This window comes from Pseudomonas sp. PDM32 (assembly GCF_019219225.1).
GTDB classification, from domain to species: Bacteria; Pseudomonadota; Gammaproteobacteria; order Pseudomonadales; family Pseudomonadaceae; genus Aquipseudomonas; species Aquipseudomonas laurylsulfatiphila.
On the sequence record NZ_JAHUWE010000007.1, the window covers coordinates 328,301 to 347,423 of the forward strand.

The window sequence follows — 19,123 nt, forward strand, 5'->3', positions numbered from 1 at the left end:
GATGTGTTCCAGACTGCTTATCGAAAACAAAACGCCTTGCAGGCGGCGATATTTGCTTCGTTATCGTTCAGCGTTGTACTGAACAGGGGTCTGGAACCTTACGGGGATGACGAGGAATTCTATGTAGGAGTAATCATCGAGCTGGGCAGGAATGGTCTGCTCATTCGAATTTCAATCAGGAAAGAGAATACCCTGCCAACAGAAACGCTACATCCGGAGATGTATTTCTGCAGGGCATAAAAAAGGTTCTTCACGGAATCCCGGGGGGAACACAGATAACGAAATATCTGTAGGAGCTGCCGAAGGCTCGGGCCGCGTTCGGACGATCTTTTGCTTTTGCGATCTGGAGATTGTTGAAGATCAAGATCAAAAGATCGCAGCCTTCGACAGCTCCTACAGGGGAACACGTGCACCACCAAATAGTTATCGGTGCTCCCCGGCATGGCGTGAACAACCATAAAAAACCTGTCCGGCACGAGGCGGGACAGGCCTCTGGAAAACGGCGCTGGCCGTTACTCGTGATATTGCGCCGACAATTCATGCACGGCGCGCAGGAATGCACCGGCGTGTTCCGGATCGACTTCCGGCGTAATGCCATGACCGAGGTTGAACACGTGGCCGCTGCCCTTGCCGTAGCTGGCGAGAATGCGCCCGACTTCAGCGCGAATGGCTTCCGGTTTGGCGTAGAGCACCGTCGGGTCCATGTTGCCTTGCAGCGCGACCTTGTCGCCAACACGGGCACGGGCGTTGCCGATGTCGCAGGTCCAGTCCAGGCCCAATGCATCAGCACCGGCATCGGCGATGCTTTCCAGCCACAGGCCGCCGTTTTTGGTGAACAGGATGACCGGCACCTTGCGGCCTTCGTGCTCGCGAATCAGGCCGCTGACGATTTTGCGCATGTAGGCCAGGGAGAACTCCTGGTACGCCGCTGCCGACAGGTTGCCACCCCAGGTGTCGAAGATCTGCACCGCTTGCGCACCGGCCATGATCTGGCCGTTGAGGTAGCTGGTGACCGACTGCGCAAGCTTGTCCAGCAACAGGTGCATGGCTTGCGGGTTGTCGTAGAGCATGGCCTTGGTCTTGCGGAAGTCTTTCGACGAGCCGCCTTCGACCATGTAGGTCGCCAGGGTCCATGGGCTGCCGGAGAAACCAATCAACGGCACACGACCGTTCAGTTCACGACGGATGGTGCTGACCGCATCCATCACGTAGCCGAGGTCTTTCTGCGGGTCGGGAATCGGCAGGGCTTCGATGTCGGCCAGGGTGCTGACGACTTTCTTGAAGCGCGGGCCTTCGCCGGTTTCGAAGTACAGGCCCTGGCCCATGGCATCGGGGATGGTCAGGATGTCGGAAAAGAGGATCGCCGCGTCCAGTTGCGGATAGCGGTCGAGCGGTTGCATCGTGACTTCGCAAGCGAACGCCGGGTTCATGCACAGGCTCATGAAATCGCCGGCCTTGGCGCGGCTGGCGCGGTATTCAGGCAGGTAGCGACCGGCCTGACGCATCATCCACACGGGGGTGACGTCTACGGGTTGCTTGAGCAGGGCGCGCAGGAAACGGTCGTTCTTCAGGGCAGTCATGTCGGCATCCGGAAAAAAAGTGAGGGCATTTTCTCAGAGCCGGACGCAAAAGGCACGGCAAGAGCGGAGGCTTTTGTCTATCGGGTCAATTTGTCGCAATGAAATACAGAGTTTAGCAACACCGCGAAACAACTGTGGGAGCGGGCTTGCTCGCGAATGCGGTTTGTCAGGCAACAAAACTGTCGACTGACACTCCCTCTTCGCGAGCAAGCCCGCTCCCACATTTTTACTGCATTTCAAGTCTGGATCGGGTGCTTAGACGCCCAGGTAATCCAGGATCCCTTCAGCCGCATTACGGCCTTCGAAGATCGCCGTCACCACCAGGTCCGAACCGCGCACCATGTCGCCACCGGCGAAGATTTTCGGGTTGCTGGTCTGGTGCTTGTACTGGCCTTGTTCCGGTGCCACGACGCGGCCCTGGCTGTCGGTCTGGATCTCGAACTGCTCGAACCACGGCGCCGGGCTCGGACGGAAACCGAAGGCGATGACCACGGCGTCGGCCGGGATGATCTCTTCGGAACCCGGGATCGGCTCGGGGCTGCGACGGCCACGGGCGTCCGGCTCGCCGAGACGGGTCTCGACCACTTTCACGCCTTCGACCCTGTCTTCGCCGACAATCGCGATCGGCTGGCGGTTGTAGAGGAATTTCACGCCTTCTTCCTTGGCGTTCTTCACCTCTTTGCGCGAGCCCGGCATGTTCGCTTCGTCACGACGATAGGCGCAGGTCACCGACTTGGCGCCCTGGCGGATCGAGGTACGGTTGCAGTCCATCGCCGTGTCGCCACCACCCAGGACCACGACCTTCTTGCCTTTCATGTCGACGAAATCTTCCGGCGACTTTTCAAAGCCCAGGTTGCGGTTGACGTTGGCGATCAGGAAGTCCAGCGCGTCGTACACGCCCGGCAGGTCTTCACCAGCGAAGCCGCCCTTCATGTAGGTGTAGGTGCCCATGCCCATGAATACGGCATCGTATTCTTCGAGCAGTTGCTCCATGGTCACGTCCTTGCCCACCTCGGTGTTGAGGCGGAACTCAATGCCCATGCCGGTGAAGACTTCGCGGCGATTGCTGAGCACGGTCTTTTCCAGCTTGAACTCGGGGATGCCGAAGGTCAGCAGGCCACCGATTTCCGGGTTCTTGTCAAACACCACCGGGGTCACGCCGCCGCGCACCAGCACATCGGCGCAACCCAGGCCCGCCGGCCCGGCACCGATGATCGCGACACGCTTTCCGGTTGGCTTGACCTTGGACATGTCCGGGCGCCAGCCCATGGCGAACGCGGTGTCAGTGATGTACTTCTCCACCGAACCGATGGTCACCGCGCCGAAGCCGTCGTTGAGGGTGCAGGCACCCTCGCACAGACGATCCTGCGGGCACACCCGGCCGCAGACTTCCGGCAGGGTGTTGGTCTGGTGCGACAACTCGGCGGCCTGGAGGATGTTGCCCTCGGCCACCAGCTTCAGCCAGTTGGGAATGAAGTTGTGCACCGGGCACTTCCATTCGCAATACGGGTTACCGCAACCCAGACAGCGGTGGGCCTGGTCGGCCGACTGCTGGGGTTTGAAGGGTTCGTAGATTTCCACGAACTCTTTCTTGCGTTGACGCAACAGTTTCTTCTTCGGATCCTTGCGCCCGACCTCGATGAACTGGAAGTCATTATTCAGACGTTCAGCCATTTTAAAACCTCATCAAACTCTTCAGGCGCATATCACTGCGGGTTGGCACGGGTGCTGGAAAGCAACGACTTCAGGTTGGCAGCCTTGGGCTTGACCAGCCAGAAACGGCGCACGTAATCATCGAGGTTCTCGGCGAGTTCACGACCCCACTCGCTGTCGGTTTCCTCGACGTACTCGTTCAGCACGCGTTGCAGGTGGCTACGGTAGGCTTCCATCGCCTCGCCGCTGATCCGCTGGATTTCCACCAGTTCGTGGTTGACCCGGTCAACGAAGGTGTTGTCCTGGTCGAGCACATAGGCGAAACCGCCGGTCATGCCAGAGCCGAAGTTGTAACCGGTCTTGCCCAATACGCAGACGAAACCACCGGTCATGTACTCGCAGCAGTGATCGCCAGTGCCTTCCACCACGGTGTGGGCACCGGAGTTACGCACGGCGAAACGCTCGCCTGCGGTGCCGGCGGCGAAAAGCTTGCCGCCCGTGGCGCCGTACAGGCAGGTGTTGCCGATGATGGCACTGTCCTGGGTGCGGTAGACGCTGCCCTTCGGCGGAACGATCACCAGCTTGCCGCCGGTCATGCCCTTGCCGACGTAGTCGTTGGCGTCGCCTTCCAGGTACATGTTCAGGCCGCCGGCGTTCCACACACCAAAGCTCTGGCCCGCAGTGCCCTTGAAGCGGAAGGTGATCGGCGCATTGGCCATGCCCTGGTTGCCGTGCTTGCGCGCGATTTCGCCGGAGATCCGTGCACCGATGGAACGGTCGCAGTTGCAGATATCCAGGGCGAATTCAGCGCCGCTCAGGTCGTTGATCGCCGAGGTGGCCATGTCGACCATCTTCTCGGCCAGCAGGCCTTTGTCGAACGGCGGGTTGCGGTCTACGCCACAGAACTGCGGCTTGTCCGCCGGCACATGGTCGCTGCCCAGCAACGGAGTCAGGTCCAGGTGATGCTGCTTGGCGGTCTGGCCTTCGAGGACCTCCAGCAGATCGGTACGGCCGATCAGTTCCTCGAGGGAACGCACGCCCAGCTTGGCCAGCCACTCACGGGTTTCTTCGGCGACGTAGGTGAAGAAGTTCACCACCATGTCGACGGTACCGATGTAGTGGTCCTTGCGCAGCTTCTCGTTCTGGGTCGCAACGCCGGTGGCGCAGTTGTTCAGGTGGCAGATACGCAGGTATTTGCAGCCCAGGGCGATCATCGGTGCGGTGCCGAAGCCGAAGCTTTCAGCGCCGAGGATGGCCGCCTTGATCACGTCGAGGCCAGTTTTCAGGCCGCCGTCGGTCTGTACCCGGACTTTGCCACGCAGGTCGTTGCCGCGCAGGGTCTGGTGGGTTTCCGCCAGACCGAGCTCCCACGGCGCGCCCGCGTACTTGATCGAGGTCAGCGGCGATGCACCGGTGCCGCCGTCGTAGCCGGAGATGGTGATCAAGTCCGCGTAGGCCTTGGCCACACCGGCGGCGATGGTGCCGACGCCCGCCTCTGCTACCAGCTTCACCGAAACCAGCGCCTTCGGGTTGACTTGTTTCAGGTCGAAAATCAGCTGCGACAAGTCTTCGATCGAATAGATGTCGTGGTGCGGCGGTGGCGAAATCAGGGTCACACCTGGCACTGCGTAACGCAGCTTGGCGATCAGACCGTTCACTTTACCGCCCGGCAGTTGACCACCCTCGCCCGGCTTGGCGCCTTGGGCGACCTTGATCTGCAGCACTTCGGCGTTGACCAGGTATTCCGGGGTTACACCGAAACGGCCAGTCGCAACCTGCTTGATTTTCGAGCTCTTGATGGTGCCGTAGCGCGCCGGGTCTTCGCCGCCTTCGCCGGAGTTGGAACGCGCACCGAGGCGGTTCATGGCTTCGGCCAGGGCTTCGTGAGCTTCCGGCGACAGGGCGCCCAGGGAGATACCGGCGGAGTCGAAGCGCTTGAGCACCGATTCCAGCGGTTCGATCTCGCTCATGTCCAAAGGAGTGTCGAGGGTTTTGACTTTCAGCAGGTCGCGGATCATCGATACCGGACGGTTGTCCACCAGCGAGGTGTATTCCTTGAACTTGCTGTAGTCGCCCTGCTGCACAGCGACTTGCAGGGTGTTGACCACGTCCGGGTTGTACGCATGATATTCGCCACCGTGGACGAACTTCAGCAGGCCGCCTTGCTGGATCGGCTTGCGCGGACTCCAGGCTTCAGTGGCCAGGGCTTTCTGCTCGGCTTCGATGTCAACGAAACGCGCACCCTTGATGCGGCTCGGCACGCCACGGAAGCTCAGGTTGCAGACTTCCTCGGACAGGCCGATGGCTTCGAACAGCTGCGCACCGCGGTACGAAGTGATGGTCGAGATGCCCATCTTCGACAGGATCTTCAGCAGGCCCTTGGTGATGCCTTTACGGTAGTTCTTGAACACCTCGTAGAGGTCGCCCAACACTTCACCGGTACGGATCAGGTCGCCCAGCACTTCGTACGCCAGGAACGGATAAACGGCAGAGGCACCGAAACCGATCAACACGGCAAAGTGATGCGGATCGCGGGCGGTTGCGGTTTCCACCAGGATGTTGGAGTCGCAACGCAGGCCTTTTTCGGTCAGGCGGTGGTGCACCGCGCCGGTAGCCAGGGACGCATGGATCGGCAACTTGCCCGGGGCGATGTGACGGTCACTCAGCACGACCTGGGTACGACCGGCGCGCACGGCTTCTTCAGCCTGATCGGCGACGTTGCGGATGGCCGCTTCGAGGCCGACGCTTTCGTCGTAGTTCAGGTCGATAATCGCGCGCTCGAAGCCCGGACGATCGAGGTTCATCAGCGAGCGCCATTTGGCCGGGGAAATGACCGGCGAGCTGAGGATCACGCGCGAGGCGTGTTCCGGCGACTCCTGGAAAATGTTGCGCTCGGCACCGAGGCAGATTTCCAGCGACATGACGATGGCTTCGCGCAGCGGGTCGATTGGCGGGTTGGTGACCTGCGCGAACTGCTGGCGGAAATAGTCGTACGGCGTGCGCACGCGCTGGGACAGCACGGCCATCGGCGTATCGTCGCCCATCGAGCCCACGGCTTCGTAGCCCTGTTCGCCGAGCGGACGCAGCACCTGGTCGCGCTCTTCGAACGTGACCTGATACATCTTCATGTATTGCTTGAGCTGATCGACGTCGTAGAACGCCGAACCGTGGTCGTTGTCTTCCATGGTCGCCTGGATGCGCAGGGCATTCTTGCGCAGCCATTGCTTGTACGGATGACGCGACTTCAAACGGTTGTCGATGGCATCGGTGTCGAGGATCTGACCGGTCTCGGTGTCCACGGCAAAGATCTGCCCCGGGCCAACGCGACCCTTGGCGATCACGTCTTCAGGCTGGTAGTTCCAGACACCGATTTCCGAGGCCAGGGTGATGAAGCCGTTCTTGGTGGTGACCCAACGCGCCGGACGCAGACCGTTACGGTCGAGCAGGCACACCGCGTAGCGACCGTCGGTCATTACCACGCCGGCCGGGCCGTCCCACGGTTCCATGTGCATCGAGTTGTATTCGTAGAACGCGCGCAGGTCCGGGTCCATGGTCTCGACGTTCTGCCACGCTGGCGGAATGATCATCCGTACGCCACGGAACAGGTCGATGCCACCGGTGACCATCAGCTCCAGCATGTTGTCCATGCTCGAGGAGTCGGAACCCACGCGGTTGACCAGCGGGCCGAGTTCTTCCAGGTCCATCAGATCGTTGGTGAACTTGGTGCGACGGGCCACGGCCCAGTTGCGGTTGCCGGTGATGGTGTTGATCTCGCCGTTGTGCGCCAGGAAGCGGAACGGTTGAGCCAGCGGCCATTTCGGCAGGGTGTTGGTGGAGAAGCGCTGGTGGAACACGCAAATCGAAGTTTGCAGGCGCTCATCGCTCAGGTCCGGATAGAAGGCGGTCAAGTCCGCCGGCATCATCAGGCCTTTGTAAATGATGGTCTTGTGCGAAAAGCTGCAGACGTAGTGGTCGGTGTCGGCGGCGTTGGCCACGGACGAGCGCCGACGGGAGGTGAACAGCTTGACGGCCATGTCCTGGTCGCTCAGGCCTTCACCGCCGATGAACACTTGCTCGATCTGCGGCAGGCGTTCAAGGGCCAGGCGGCCGAGGACGCTGGTGTCGATCGGCACTTTGCGCCAGCCGACCAACTGCAAGCCGGCGGCCAGGATCTCGCGGTTCATGTTCTCGCGAGCGGCTTCGGCTTTGACCGGGTCCTGGTTGAAGAAGACCATGCCCACCGCATATTGCTTGGGCATTTCGACGCCGAAGGTTTCCTGGGCGATGGCTCGCAGGAACACGTCCGGCTTTTGAATCAGCAGACCGCAACCGTCACCGGTCTTGCCGTCGGCATTAATCCCACCGCGGTGGGTCATGCAGGTCAGGGCCTCGATGGCCGTTTGCAAAAGGGTATGACTGGGCTCGCCCTGCATATGGGCTATCAGGCCGAAACCACAGTTATCCTTGAATTCATCTGGTTGGTACAGACCTGCTTTCATAGACACTTTCTCACCAGGCTGCCTCTGCACGAGGCAAATTTCTTTTCAATTCAACCACTTGCCATCCGCGCCGAACGTACGCCAGCTTTGCGGGGACAAAAGGGAGGTCATTGTACACACCGACACTTGGCCTCACAAATTTGACGACGAAATGTCGCAAATCCATGTCGCATTTGTGAAAGGTTTAAAGCGATATGCTGTGCTAGTCAAAACTTTTTTAATTTTGACCGCAACGACTCAAAGACTACTGTGACGCAGACACCACAAGGCACGCAGCCCAGAAGGCGGCGCGCACTTGTAGAAATTTTGAGGTGCTTGGAGAGGCGGCCTGGGTAAGGCCGCCGAATCTTCAGCGAGTTGTTGCCAGTTCCTGTTGGACGCTGGCGACAGTGCGAGGCCAAGGTTTACCAGCCTGAACCTTCGCTGGCAAGGCCTTGATGGCGGAAACGGCTGCATCACGATTGGCGAAGTTGCCGTAGGTGATCACGTAGAGCGGCTTGCCATTGAGGACTTTCTTGAAATAGCGGTACTCGCCGCCCTGCTCCTTGACGAAGCTCTGTGCGGCAGTCTCGGAGCTGGTGCCGAGGATTTGCACCACGTAGTTGCCCGGTGCCTGACCGGCGTACCAAGTGCCACCCGCCGCCTTGGCTGCCGGAGCCGGTTTCTCGGCTGGCTTGGCCGCCGCAGCAACGGCTGGCTTGGCTGGCACTGGAGCAGGCTTGGCCACTGGAGCTGGGGCAGGTGCTGGCTTGGCCGTGGCAACCTGAGTCGGCGCAGGTGCCGGCTTGGCCGCTGGTGTCGGCGCAGGGCCGGCAGGAACGCCCACAGGCGGCGCCGTAGTGGTCACCGTCGGCGGTGTGGCGCTGGAGCCTTCAACCGGAACGCCGTCGTCGCCTTCGGTGATGCCGCCTGCGGCCTCAGCCAGCGGAGCGCGCATGACCGGTTGCGAGTTGCCGACCAACGGCAATGGCATTGGCTGCGTGTTGCCGGCGAATTCGACGGCCGGAGCACCGCCATTCGCGGTCGGCTGGCCCTGGCCAAGCGGCAGTTGCGCCTGTTCATTGGCCGGCGCACCGGTGGTCGGCGCCTTGTTGCGACCCGGTATCATCCAGGCGGCAGCTACCGCAACCACGACAACGGCGGAAATCGCCAATACGTGTTTCTTCGGCATATTGAACCCCATTTTTGGACGCTTGACCGCAGAGCGGCTGGCGATCATGGCTTCGATCATTGCATCGCGAGCGACCTGATTGATGCTGCCAGGCCAGCCTTCGGAGCTTTCGTGAATATCAGAGATCTGATTCGCGGTGAAAAGTTCGATGCCGCGGCCAGCGCCCTCGAGCCGCTGCTCCAGATACTCGCGGGTTTCGTCCTCGGTATAGGGCTGCAGTTCGATGACGTGGAATCGCTCCTCCTCGAGATGCAAAGCCTCAAGCTGAACGATCAGCGAGGTTTCACCGAACAGGAACACATGCGGGCGACCTTCAGGCGCACCGGCCGCCAGGACCATCAGAACCTCAAGGCCGGACTCATCGAGCTGTTCGGCGTCATCGACCAGCAAATAGACTTCCTGGCCGGTGAGCGCAAGCTGCACCACCTGGGCCAGGATAGCGTCGGCATCCGCCTGGGCGACATTCAGCGCCTGGGCCACTTGACGCAGCACACCGGCCGCATCGCCAGCGCCACGGGCGGACACCACCACGCTTTGTACCGACTGCTTGTTGGTGCTGGCGACCAGGGCCTGACGCAACAGGGTCTTACCACTGCCCTCGGGACCGGTGACGACCAGCAGCAACTGACTGTAGCGGGCCAGGTGATGCAACTGTCCCAGCACGGGTTTGCGCTGGGCCGGGAAAAATTTGAAGCCAGGCACCCGTGGAGCAAAAGGGTCGTGACTCAACTGGTAATGGCCGAGGAAAGCCTCGTCGGCATGCAAACTAGTCATCGTGTTCTTATTAACCTTTAAGCTGAGCCAGGGCGCGGTAGTCTGCCCCCAGCGTGGCCTGTAGAACCTCTTTCGGATAATCGTCAGTCACCACCGCTTCACCCATGTGGCGCAGCAGCACCAGGCGCAAACGACCGTCGATCACTTTTTTATCAATGGACATATGTTCGAGGAAATCGGCTTCTGTCATCTCTTCTGGCGGAATGACCGGCAGCCCTGCACGCTGGAACAGACGAATGCCGCGATCACGCTCCTGCTCGCTGATCCAGCCCAGTCGCGCGGACATTTCCAGCGCCATCACGGTGCCAGCAGCCACCGCTTCTCCATGTAGCCAGACACCATAGCCCATGTGGGTTTCGATGGCGTGGCCAAAAGTGTGGCCCAGGTTCAATGTGGCCCGGACGCCCGTCTCTTTCTCATCGGCACCGACCACCGCGGCCTTGGCCGCGCAGGAGCGCTCGATGGCATAGGTCAGGGCTTGCTGGTCCAGGTTGCGCAGGCGGTCGACGTTGTCTTCCAGCCAGGTCAGGAACGGCTCATCACAGATCAGCCCGTACTTGATGACTTCGGCCAGACCGGCGGACAGTTCGCGCGCAGGCAGGGTATTGAGACTGGCGGTATCGATCAGCACCACGTTCGGCTGATAGAAGGCGCCGACCATGTTCTTGCCCAGCGGATGGTTGATCCCGGTCTTGCCACCCACCGAGGAGTCGACCTGCGACAGCAGCGTGGTCGGAACCTGGATGAAATCGACGCCGCGCTGGTAGCAGGCGGCGGCAAAGCCGGCCATGTCACCGATCACACCGCCACCGAGGGCGATCACCGTGGTGCGGCGATCATGCCGCGCGGTCAGCAGACCGTCGAAAATCAGTTGCAGGGTTTCCCAGGTCTTGAAGGCTTCACCGTCGGGCAGCACCACGGAAATCACCGAGAACTGCGCCAGGCTGCGGGTCAGACGCTCGAGATAGAGTGGTGCAACAGTCTCGTTGGAGATGATCGCCACTTGCCGTCCGCGAATGTGCGGGGCCAGCAGCTCAGGCTGATCCAACAAACCTTCGCCAATATGAATCGGGTAGCTGCGCTCGCCTAGATCGACCTTGAGTGTCTGCATGTGTCCCCACAGTGAAGATGAATCAGGCGTCCTGCCTTGAGTTAACGAATATCCACGGCATCTGCTGGTGTGACGCCGTTCGGTAGCCATCCGCCACAACCTTGAGCGGTCATCGCGAGACGCCGAGGATAGCGCATTTCGCGCGGCGCTTTAACGGGGTGGCAACTGCTGCAGGCGCTCTAGAATATCGAGTACGACCATTCGCGGTGGTCGCTCATCGGTTTCGACCACCAGGTCGGCAATTTCCCGGTAAAGCGGATCGCGGATCGCCAACAAGTCCCGAAGGGTCTTGGCCGGATCGGCGGTACGCAACAATGGCCGATTGCGGTCACGGGCCGTGCGGCCGACCTGCTGCTCGACCGAGGCATGCAGATAAACCACCCGCCCACCGGCATGCAGTGCCCGACGATTGGCTTCGCGCATGACCGCGCCCCCGCCTGTCGCCAGCACCACACCGTCGTAGTCGCACAGCTCGGCAATCATTGCCTGCTCGCGATCACGAAAGCCCGGTTCGCCTTCTTTATCGAAGATCCAAGGGATATTGGCGCCCGTGCGCAATTCAATTTCCTTATCGGAATCTTTGAATGGCAGGCGCAGCTCTTTGGCCAGCAACCGGCCGATGGTGCTTTTTCCAGCACCCATCGGTCCTACAAGAATCAAATTTCGCACAGAATCAATGACTCACAGCAATCGCCTGATTATTCATGATACGCGGAGTGAGGAATACCAACAGCTCGGATTTTTTCTCCGAAACCACATCACGCCGGAAAAGGCGGCCAAGATACGGCACATCGCCAAGAAATGGCACCTTATCTACGACCTTGCTCTGAGTATTTGAGAAAACGCCGCCAATGACGATGGTCTCGCCATCGTTGACCAGGACCTTGGCGTTGACTTCATTTTTCTTGATCGGCGGTACATCCTGGACCTTGTTCAGGTAGTCCGGTTCGTCCTTGGTCACCTTGACCTCCATGATGATCCGGTTGTCGGGCGTGATCTGCGGCGTCACCTCCAGCGACAGCGAAGCCTCCTTGAACGACACCGAAGTCGCGCCGCTGGAACTGGCCTCCTGATAGGGAATCTCGGTGCCCTTGAGGATCTTGGCGGTTTCCTTGTCGGACGTGACCACCTTGGGTTGCGAGACGATTTCCCCGTTGCCGGTTTTCTCCATGGCCGTCAGCTCCAGGTCCAGCAAGACGTTATCGGTGATGAACGCGATGCCGATTCCCGAGGTGTTGTTGGCGACGCCCATGTCGACGAACGGTGAGTTGGTACTGGTACTGCCGGGCGTGCCGATGGTCGATGACCCGTTGAGTCCATTGCTGACACCGGAGGTGTTCCAGTTGCCCCTGTTCTGTATCGATCCGCCCCAGCGCACCCCGAGGCTTTTGTCATAGTCGACGTTGGCTTCGACAATCCGCGCCTCGATCATGACCTGACGCACAGGGATATCCAGCTGCGTGACGATCCTGCGCAGCTCATCAAGCCGCTCCTGGGTCTGGTAGGCAATGATGTTGTTGGTGCGTTCGTCGACGGTGATAGACCCCCGTTCGTCGGGTTTCGCTTCGGCACTGGTCACCGACTGGAAGAGCTTGGCGATGTCCGCCGCCTTGGCGTAATTCACCTGCAACAGTTCCCGGCGCAACGGCGCCAGATCGGCAATCTGCTTTTGTGATTCCAGCTCCTGACGCTCACGAGCAGCAATTTCATCGGCCGGCGCAACAAGCAGGACATTGCCGACCTTGCGCTTGTCCAGCCCCTTGGTTTTCAGCACCAGATCCAGCGCCTGATCCCACGGCACGTTCTGCAGGCGCAATGTGATACCACCCTGCACCGTGTCGCTGGCCACCAGATTGAGGTTGGTGAAATCGGCGATCAATTGCAGCACCGAACGCACATCGATGTCCTGGAAATTCAGCGAAAGCTTCTCGCCGCTATAAGCCTGTAGCCCGGCATTGCGCTTTTGCAGGTCGTCGACCGTCGCCGGGCGAACGCTGACCGTGAGCTTGCTATCGGTCTGATAGGTCGAGTAGTCGAACGCACCACCGGGCTCGATGCTGATGATGGCTCGATCGCCGCTTGCGCTGGCATTGACGAACTGCACAGGCGTGGCGAAATCCTTCACATCCAGACGCACGCGCAGCGGCTCGGGCAATCGGGTTTTGGCAAACCCGACAATAATCTTGCCCTCGCGCTGCTGTATGTCGGGCGCAATCGATGGATCCGACAAGTCGATCACCACGTTGCCCTCGCCCTGCGTGCCTCGCTGAAAATCCACACCCCGAATGGCCTTGCCTGGCGTCGCAGCGGCGCGTGCTGGCATTGCCGGGACCGCCGACCTGAGTGTCGACGGTTTGACACCCTGCCCGACTACCACCAGCAAATTGTTGCCTTCAATTCGCGAGTCGTACGGGGCCGACTGAGCCAGGTTGATGATCAATCGCGTACGGTCCCCGGCCTCCACCACCGTTGCACTACGGGCATTTCCACTGCCGAGATCGCGAGTCTTGCTGGCCAGTTGACTGGTGACACCCGGCAAATCCAGCGCAATCCGGGCCGGCGACTCCGTCATGTAGCCCTGAGGCAACGGGGGCGGTGCATCGAACGACAACTTCAACTCGACCCGGTCTCCCGGCAGCGCAGCGACATCCAGCGCCTTGAGATTGGCCGCTTGTACCATCGGCGACAACATCGCTATCCATAGCGAAAGGCCGAAGGCGGAGAAAATCCTGTTCATTATGCGGGTTCCACTATGAGTGCTCTTTCAAAGGGATGGTCCGGGGACGCTCCAGCCACGCACCCTGACCATCAGGGACAATTTCAACCACATCGACTTGCGAACCACTGATCGCAACGATTCGTCCGTCGTTACGCCCCAGGTAATCACCGACCTTCAGGCGGTGCACGCCACCCGCCCCGCGCAACAAGGCAAAGGAGCCTGTCGCATTGGAAAGAGTGCCGACCATTTCAAACTGCTCGATGTTGAAACCTTCGAGGTATTGCCTGACCCGGTCAGGGTCGGGTTTGACATTGCGCGAACCCCGCCGATGGGCCGCCAGATCATTACTGAGCTGCGGTGAAAACGGACTGCGCAGGTTCGCTGCCTCGTAGATGAATGTCGGGTAAGACCGGAATACCGGCGTTGGTTCAATATTGCCCGGGCCGCGCAGGCGTATTTCGCCCAGGTAGGCGTCCAGATCGCTGTAGTCATCGCCAGCGCCACAGCCGGACAGAACAGACAGCAACAGCGCCATCGGAAAACAACGCGCCAGGGTCATTGATGTCGCCCCGTTTCGCTGTAGCGGTAGGTCTTGGCGAGGATGCGCAAGCGCAGTTTCGAAGCACCCTGGGGACTGACGGGGGCAAGGTCGAAATCGTGCAAGGTGACGATTCGCGGCAACCCGGCCACACCACTGACGAAGGTGGCCAGGTCGTGGTAACCGCCGGTGACCGTGATCTGGATCGGCAACTCGACGTAGAACGGCTGGGCGACCTCCGGCAGCAGCTTGATCTCCTCGAACTCCAGGCCACTGCCCAGACCTGTACGCGTGATGTCTTCCAGCAAGCCGGGCACTTCGGTGTCGCCGGGAAGTTGCCGCAACAGCACGCCGAAAGCGTTCTCCAACTCTTTCAACTGCTGGGTGTAGAGATCGAGATTCGCCGCCATACGGGCTTTGCCGGCCAACTGCTCCTTGAGCGTCGACTCTTCCTCACGCTTCAGATCGAGCTGGCTCTCGAGGTCGCGAGTGGAAAAGTTGTAGCCCAAGACCAGCACCACAAGCATGAGCAAACCAGCCACCAGACACTTGATCACCGGCGGCCAAGCCCCCATGTTGCCGGTGTCCAGATCGTTGAAGTCGATCTTGCGCAACCCTTCGAACCATTCGGACAGGTTCATTTGCCGCCCTCCGGTGCTGCGGGTTGAGTCTGGCGAACGGTCAACTGGAAGATGTTGGCCTGCGCCACCTGACCGGCAGCCGCGGCCTTGACTTCAGTCAGGCTCGGCGCATCGAACCAGTCTGATGCCTCGAGGTTGCGCATCAAGTCTGAAACACGGCTGTTGGATTGCGCGGCACCGGTGATGGACAAGGTCTTTCCGGCCATTCTCACTTCTGTGAAATACACGCCGTCAGGCAGTGCCCGCGCCAGCTGGTCAAATATTCGCCCGCTGATTTGGCGGTTGTCTTGCAGGTCCTGGATGATGCGCATGCGCTCGACCAGTTGCTGGCGGCGCTCCTTGAGATCAGTGATCTGCGTGATCCGCTCATCGACCACGGCGATTTGCCTGCCGATGTAATCGTTACGGGCGATTTGCCGGTCGATGGCACGGCTGATGGCCTGGTTGGCAACCAGCACCGCACCCATCGTGCCCACCATAGCGGCCACCAGGACCTGCAGAAAGCGTTTGCGGCGGGCTTCACGCCGCTCCTCGCGCCAGGGTAAAAGGTTGATCCGCGCCATCAGTCGAAGCTCCTGAGGGCCAGACCACAGGCGATCATCAACGCCGGGGCATCACTCGCCAGGGCAGCACCGTTGACCTTGCTGCCCAGCGTCATTGCGGAAAAAGGGTTCGCGATCAGGGTCGGCGTACCCAATTGCCGCTCGACCAAACGGTCCAGCCCCGGGACCGACGCGGTACCGCCGGCCAGCAGGATATGGTCGACGGCGCTGTACTGGCCGGCGGCAAAGAAGAATTGCAACGAGCGCGACACCTGCTGCACCAGTGCCTGTTGAAAGGGCTGCAAGACCTCACCGGCATAGTCATCCGGCAGGCCGCCCTTCCTTTGCGCCAGACTCGCCTGCTCCAGCGTCAGGCCATAGCGACGCTGGATTTCCCCGGTCAACTGCCGACCGCCGAACAGTTGCTCACGGGTGTAGATAATCCGCCCGCCGTGCAGCACGCTCAGGGTGGTCATGGTGGCGCCGATATCCACCACTGCGACCGTCAACGGCTCATCGGAAGCCGCAAGCCGACTGGCCAGCAACGCAAAGGAGCGCTCCAGTGCGTAGGCCTCGACATCGACTACGCGGGCAGTCAGCCCGGCCAGGGCCAGGGCGGCCTCGCGGACCTCGAGGTTTTCCTTGCGGCAAGCCGCGAGCAGCACGTTGACGCGCTCCGGGTTGCGCGCGGAGGAACCCTGGACTTCAAAGTCGATCGCGACTTCATCCAGGGGATAAGGGATGTATTGATCCGCCTCGATCTTCAGCTGGCTTTCCATTTCGTCTTCGGAAAGAGCGGCATCCATCTCGATGATCTTGGTTATCACCGCCGAGCCTGCCACAGCCACGGCCACACCCTTGAGGCCGGTTCTGGCCCTGGTCAGCGCGCGCGAGAGGGCCAGCCCCACGCCTTCGAGGTCAGCGATGTTCTTTTCGATCAGCGCGCCTACCGGCAACGGCTCGACCGCATAAGCCTCGACCCGGTAGCGTTCGCCCTGACGGCTCAATTCCAGAAGCTTTACCGAGGTAGAGCTGATATCGATTCCCAGGAGCGTACTGGATTTTTTGTTGAAGAGTCCTGGCACTACCAATTCCCTATGACTTTCCGTGAGTTACGGACTCTGCAATGTCCATTGCGTTCAATCCGCCCGTCTTGACAGCAGCGCCAACCGCGCTCCCGATCAGAAAAATGCTTATAATGCCCAGCGTTTTTTTCCGCATTTGCTCAAGCGCGGGTTGTTCTCATTTAGCCTGAACCCTGTTGCCCAATTCATTTTTGCCCTGGATATCCAAAAGCCTTGATTCGTCTGCTGAAGTTTTTCGGTTGGTCCATCGTCGCGGTTTTCTGCGGACTCCTTCTGGGTCTGAGCGGGGCGTATCTCTACCTTAGTCCCGGGCTGCCGTCCGTGGAGGCGCTGAGAAGCATCCAGTTGCAGATTCCTTTGCGGGTCTACAGCAGCGATAACAAGTTGATTGCAGAGTTCGGCGAAATGCGCCGCACACCGATCCGTTTCGCCGACATTCCCCCCAATTTCATTAATGCGTTACTAAGTGCTGAAGACGACAATTTCGCCAACCACTATGGCGTCGATCCCAGCAGCCTGATGCGTGCCGCGACCCAACTGGTCAAAAGCGGACACATCCAGTCCGGTGGCAGCACGATCACCATGCAGGTGGCGAAGAACTTCTTCCTGACCAGCGAACGCAGCTTTTCGCGCAAGACCACCGAGATCCTGCTGGCCCTGCAGATCGAACGACAGCTGACCAAGGACGAGATCCTCGAGCTGTACGTCAACAAGATCTACCTGGGTAACCGTGCCTACGGCATCGAGGCGGCGGCGCAGGTCTATTACGGCAAATCGATCCGCGATGTCAGCCTGGCGCAGATGGCAATGATTGCCGGCTTGCCCAAGGCGCCGTCGCGCTTCAACCCGCTGGCCAACCCGGCGCGCAGCAAGGAACGTCGCGACTGGATCCTGGGGCGCATGTACAAGCTCGGCAAAATCAGCGAGGCCGACTACACCGCCGCGATCAACGAGCCGCTGAACGCCAGCTATCACGTACCGACTCCGGAAGTGAACGCTCCCTACATCGCCGAAATGGCCCGCGCCGAAATGGTCGGGCGTTATGGCAGCGACGCGTATACCGAAGGTTTCCGCGTTACCACCACGGTGCCGAGCGACCTCCAGGAACTGGCCAACACCGCAGTCCACGAAGGCCTGATGACCTACGATCAGCGCCACGGCTATCGCGGCCCCGAGTCGCGGCTCCCGGGCAAGACGCGTGAAGCCTGGATAACCGAGCTGACCAAGCAACGCACCATCAGCGGCCTGGAACCGGCCATCGTGACCCAGGTCGACAAGAGCGGCCTGCAGGTGCTGACCCGCACCGGCCAGGAACACGTCAGCTGGGACACCATGAAGTGGGCCCGTCCGTTCCTGAACACCAACAGCATGGGCGCCAACCCGAAGCAGCCTTCGGACGTGGCCCAGGTCGGTGACCTGATTCGCGTGCAGCGTCAGCCGGACAACTCGCTGAAGTTCAGCCAGATCCCGCAGGCCCAAGGCGCGCTGGTGTCCCTGGACCCGCAGAACGGTGCCATTCGCGCCCTGGTTGGCGGCTTCGCCTTTGAACAGAGCAACTACAACCGCGCACTGCAGGCCAAGCGCCAGCCGGGTTCGAGCTTCAAACCGTTCGTCTACGCCGCCGCACTGGATAACGGCTACACCGCCTCCAGCCTGGTGAACGATGCCCCGATCGTATTCGTCGACGAGTACCTGGACAAAGTCTGGCGGCCGAAAAACGACACCAACACGTTCCTCGGCCCGATCCGCCTGCGTGAAGCGCTGTACAAGTCGCGCAACCTGGTGTCGATCCGTTTGCTGCAGGCGATGGGTGTTGGCAAGACCATCGACTACATCGCTCGCTTCGGCTTCAACAAACAGGACCTGCCACCCAACCTGTCCCTGGCGCTGGGCACTGCGACCCTGACGCCAATGGAGATCGCCACCGGCTGGAGCACCTTCGCCAACGGCGGCTACAAGATCACCCCGTACATCATCGACAGGATTGAAAGCCGCAACGGCGACACATTGTTCGTCGCCAACCCGCCGAGCGTGCCTCAGGGCGGCGCTGCCAGCGATGGCATTGCCGCACCCGCGCCTCAAGCCTTCACGGTCAATGCAACGCCGGGCGAAGTTCCTGGCGCTGCTGCGCCGACACCACAGGCACCCGCCGTGGCCGAACGCATCGTTGACGGGCGCACCACGTACATCCTCAACAGCATGCTTGAGGACGTGATCAAGCTCGGCACCGGTCGCCGCGCGCTGGCCCTGGGCCGCCCTGACATTGCCGGCAAGACCGGTACGACCAACGAATCCAAGGACGCCTGGTTCTCCGGCTACAACGCCGATTACGTGACCACCGTATGGACCGGCTTCGACCAGCCGGAAAGCCTGGGCCGCAAGGAATTCGGCGGCACCGTCGCGCTGCCGATCTGGATGAACTACATGGGCGCCGCACTCAAAGGCAAGCCGCCGCATACGCAGCCGGAGCCGGAAGGCCTCCTCAGCCTGCGAGTCGATCCGGTCAGTGGCCGTGCGGCCAGCCCAGGCACGCCAGGCGCCTACTTCGAGCTGTTCAAGGCCGAAGATACGCCGCCGTCGGTCAACGAACTCGGTAATGGCAATGCGCCAGGCAGTCCGTTGCCAGCGGATGAAGCTGCGCCGATCGATTTGTTCTGATTGCAGCAATGATGAAAAGCCCCGCCTTCGAAAGAGGAGCGGGGCTTTTTTTCAGGGCAAGATCAAGAGATCGCAGCCTTCGGCAGCTCCTACAGGGTATTTGCATACCTTTGTAGGAGCTGCCGAAGGCTGCGATCTCTTGATCTTCTGTC

General features: G+C 60.6%; 12 protein-coding genes. 1 reads left to right on the forward strand and 11 read right to left on the reverse strand.

The window, feature by feature from the left end; genetic code table 11:
* Positions 1–512: 512 nt before the first annotated feature.
* The 11 genes from hemE to KW846_RS15960 all read right to left on the reverse strand — a co-directional run bounded on the left by hemE (position 513) and on the right by KW846_RS15960 (position 16,313).
* Positions 513–1,580: a uroporphyrinogen decarboxylase gene (gene hemE, locus KW846_RS15910; RefSeq protein ID WP_095964623.1), complete on the reverse strand. Its 1,068-nt coding sequence runs from the start codon at positions 1,578–1,580 to the stop codon at positions 513–515.
* 255 nt (positions 1,581–1,835) lie between these two features.
* The gene (locus KW846_RS15915) at positions 1,836–3,254 is read right to left on the reverse strand and encodes an FAD-dependent oxidoreductase (protein ID WP_126048793.1); all 1,419 of its coding nucleotides are present in this window, start codon (positions 3,252–3,254) and stop codon (positions 1,836–1,838) included.
* 32 nt (positions 3,255–3,286) lie between these two features.
* Positions 3,287–7,732, reverse strand: a complete 4,446-nt coding sequence (gene gltB / locus KW846_RS15920; protein WP_218483326.1) for a glutamate synthase large subunit — start codon at positions 7,730–7,732, stop codon at positions 3,287–3,289.
* Positions 7,733–8,081: 349 nt separating this feature from the next.
* Positions 8,082–9,677 (reverse strand): AAA family ATPase, encoded by a 1,596-nt coding sequence (locus KW846_RS15925; protein WP_218483328.1) that lies wholly within the window; start codon positions 9,675–9,677, stop codon positions 8,082–8,084.
* Between the two features lie 10 nt (positions 9,678–9,687).
* Positions 9,688–10,788 (reverse strand): 3-dehydroquinate synthase, encoded by a 1,101-nt coding sequence (aroB, locus tag KW846_RS15930; protein ID WP_007975598.1) that lies wholly within the window; start codon positions 10,786–10,788, stop codon positions 9,688–9,690.
* Positions 10,789–10,938: 150 nt separating this feature from the next.
* Entirely contained in the window at positions 10,939–11,457 is a 519-nt protein-coding gene (aroK, locus tag KW846_RS15935; RefSeq protein ID WP_015093141.1) for a shikimate kinase AroK, read from the reverse strand.
* A 4-nt stretch (positions 11,458–11,461) separates the two neighbouring features.
* Positions 11,462–13,525 (reverse strand): type IV pilus secretin PilQ, encoded by a 2,064-nt coding sequence (pilQ, locus tag KW846_RS15940; RefSeq protein ID WP_218483331.1) that lies wholly within the window; start codon positions 13,523–13,525, stop codon positions 11,462–11,464.
* 13 nt (positions 13,526–13,538) lie between these two features.
* Entirely contained in the window at positions 13,539–14,066 is a 528-nt protein-coding gene (locus KW846_RS15945) for a pilus assembly protein PilP (protein WP_218483333.1), read from the reverse strand.
* A complete protein-coding gene (locus KW846_RS15950; protein WP_218483335.1) occupies positions 14,063–14,686 on the reverse strand; it encodes a type 4a pilus biogenesis protein PilO in 624 nt (207 codons plus the stop codon). Before KW846_RS15950 ends, KW846_RS15945 begins: the two co-directional genes overlap by 4 nt.
* Positions 14,683–15,249, reverse strand: a complete 567-nt coding sequence (locus KW846_RS15955; protein ID WP_218483337.1) for a PilN domain-containing protein — start codon at positions 15,247–15,249, stop codon at positions 14,683–14,685. Before KW846_RS15955 ends, KW846_RS15950 begins: the two co-directional genes overlap by 4 nt.
* Positions 15,249–16,313 (reverse strand): pilus assembly protein PilM, encoded by a 1,065-nt coding sequence (locus KW846_RS15960; RefSeq protein ID WP_218483339.1) that lies wholly within the window; start codon positions 16,311–16,313, stop codon positions 15,249–15,251. The genes KW846_RS15955 and KW846_RS15960 overlap by 1 nt, the downstream gene beginning before the upstream one ends.
* Before the next feature lie 216 nt (positions 16,314–16,529).
* On the opposite strand from KW846_RS15960, the gene KW846_RS15965 reads away from it, so the two are divergent.
* Positions 16,530–18,971, forward strand: a complete 2,442-nt coding sequence (locus KW846_RS15965; protein WP_371321756.1) for a penicillin-binding protein 1A — start codon at positions 16,530–16,532, stop codon at positions 18,969–18,971.
* Positions 18,972–19,123 lie beyond the last annotated feature (152 nt).

Excerpts from the sequence above, each read along its gene's own strand:
- hemE (WP_095964623.1), bottom strand. The coding sequence starts at position 1,580 with ATGACTGCCCTGAAGAACGACCGTTTCCTGCGCGCCCTGCTCAAGCAA.
- KW846_RS15915 (WP_126048793.1), bottom strand. The coding sequence starts at position 3,254 with ATGGCTGAACGTCTGAATAATGACTTCCAGTTCATCGAGGTCGGGCGC.
- gltB (WP_218483326.1), bottom strand. The coding sequence starts at position 7,732 with ATGAAAGCAGGTCTGTACCAACCAGATGAATTCAAGGATAACTGTGGT.
- KW846_RS15925 (WP_218483328.1), bottom strand. The coding sequence starts at position 9,677 with ATGACTAGTTTGCATGCCGACGAGGCTTTCCTCGGCCATTACCAGTTG.
- aroB (WP_007975598.1), bottom strand. The coding sequence starts at position 10,788 with ATGCAGACACTCAAGGTCGATCTAGGCGAGCGCAGCTACCCGATTCAT.
- pilQ (WP_218483331.1), bottom strand. The coding sequence starts at position 13,525 with ATGAACAGGATTTTCTCCGCCTTCGGCCTTTCGCTATGGATAGCGATG.
- KW846_RS15945 (WP_218483333.1), bottom strand. The coding sequence starts at position 14,066 with ATGACCCTGGCGCGTTGTTTTCCGATGGCGCTGTTGCTGTCTGTTCTG.
- KW846_RS15950 (WP_218483335.1), bottom strand. The coding sequence starts at position 14,686 with ATGAACCTGTCCGAATGGTTCGAAGGGTTGCGCAAGATCGACTTCAAC.
- KW846_RS15955 (WP_218483337.1), bottom strand. The coding sequence starts at position 15,249 with ATGGCGCGGATCAACCTTTTACCCTGGCGCGAGGAGCGGCGTGAAGCC.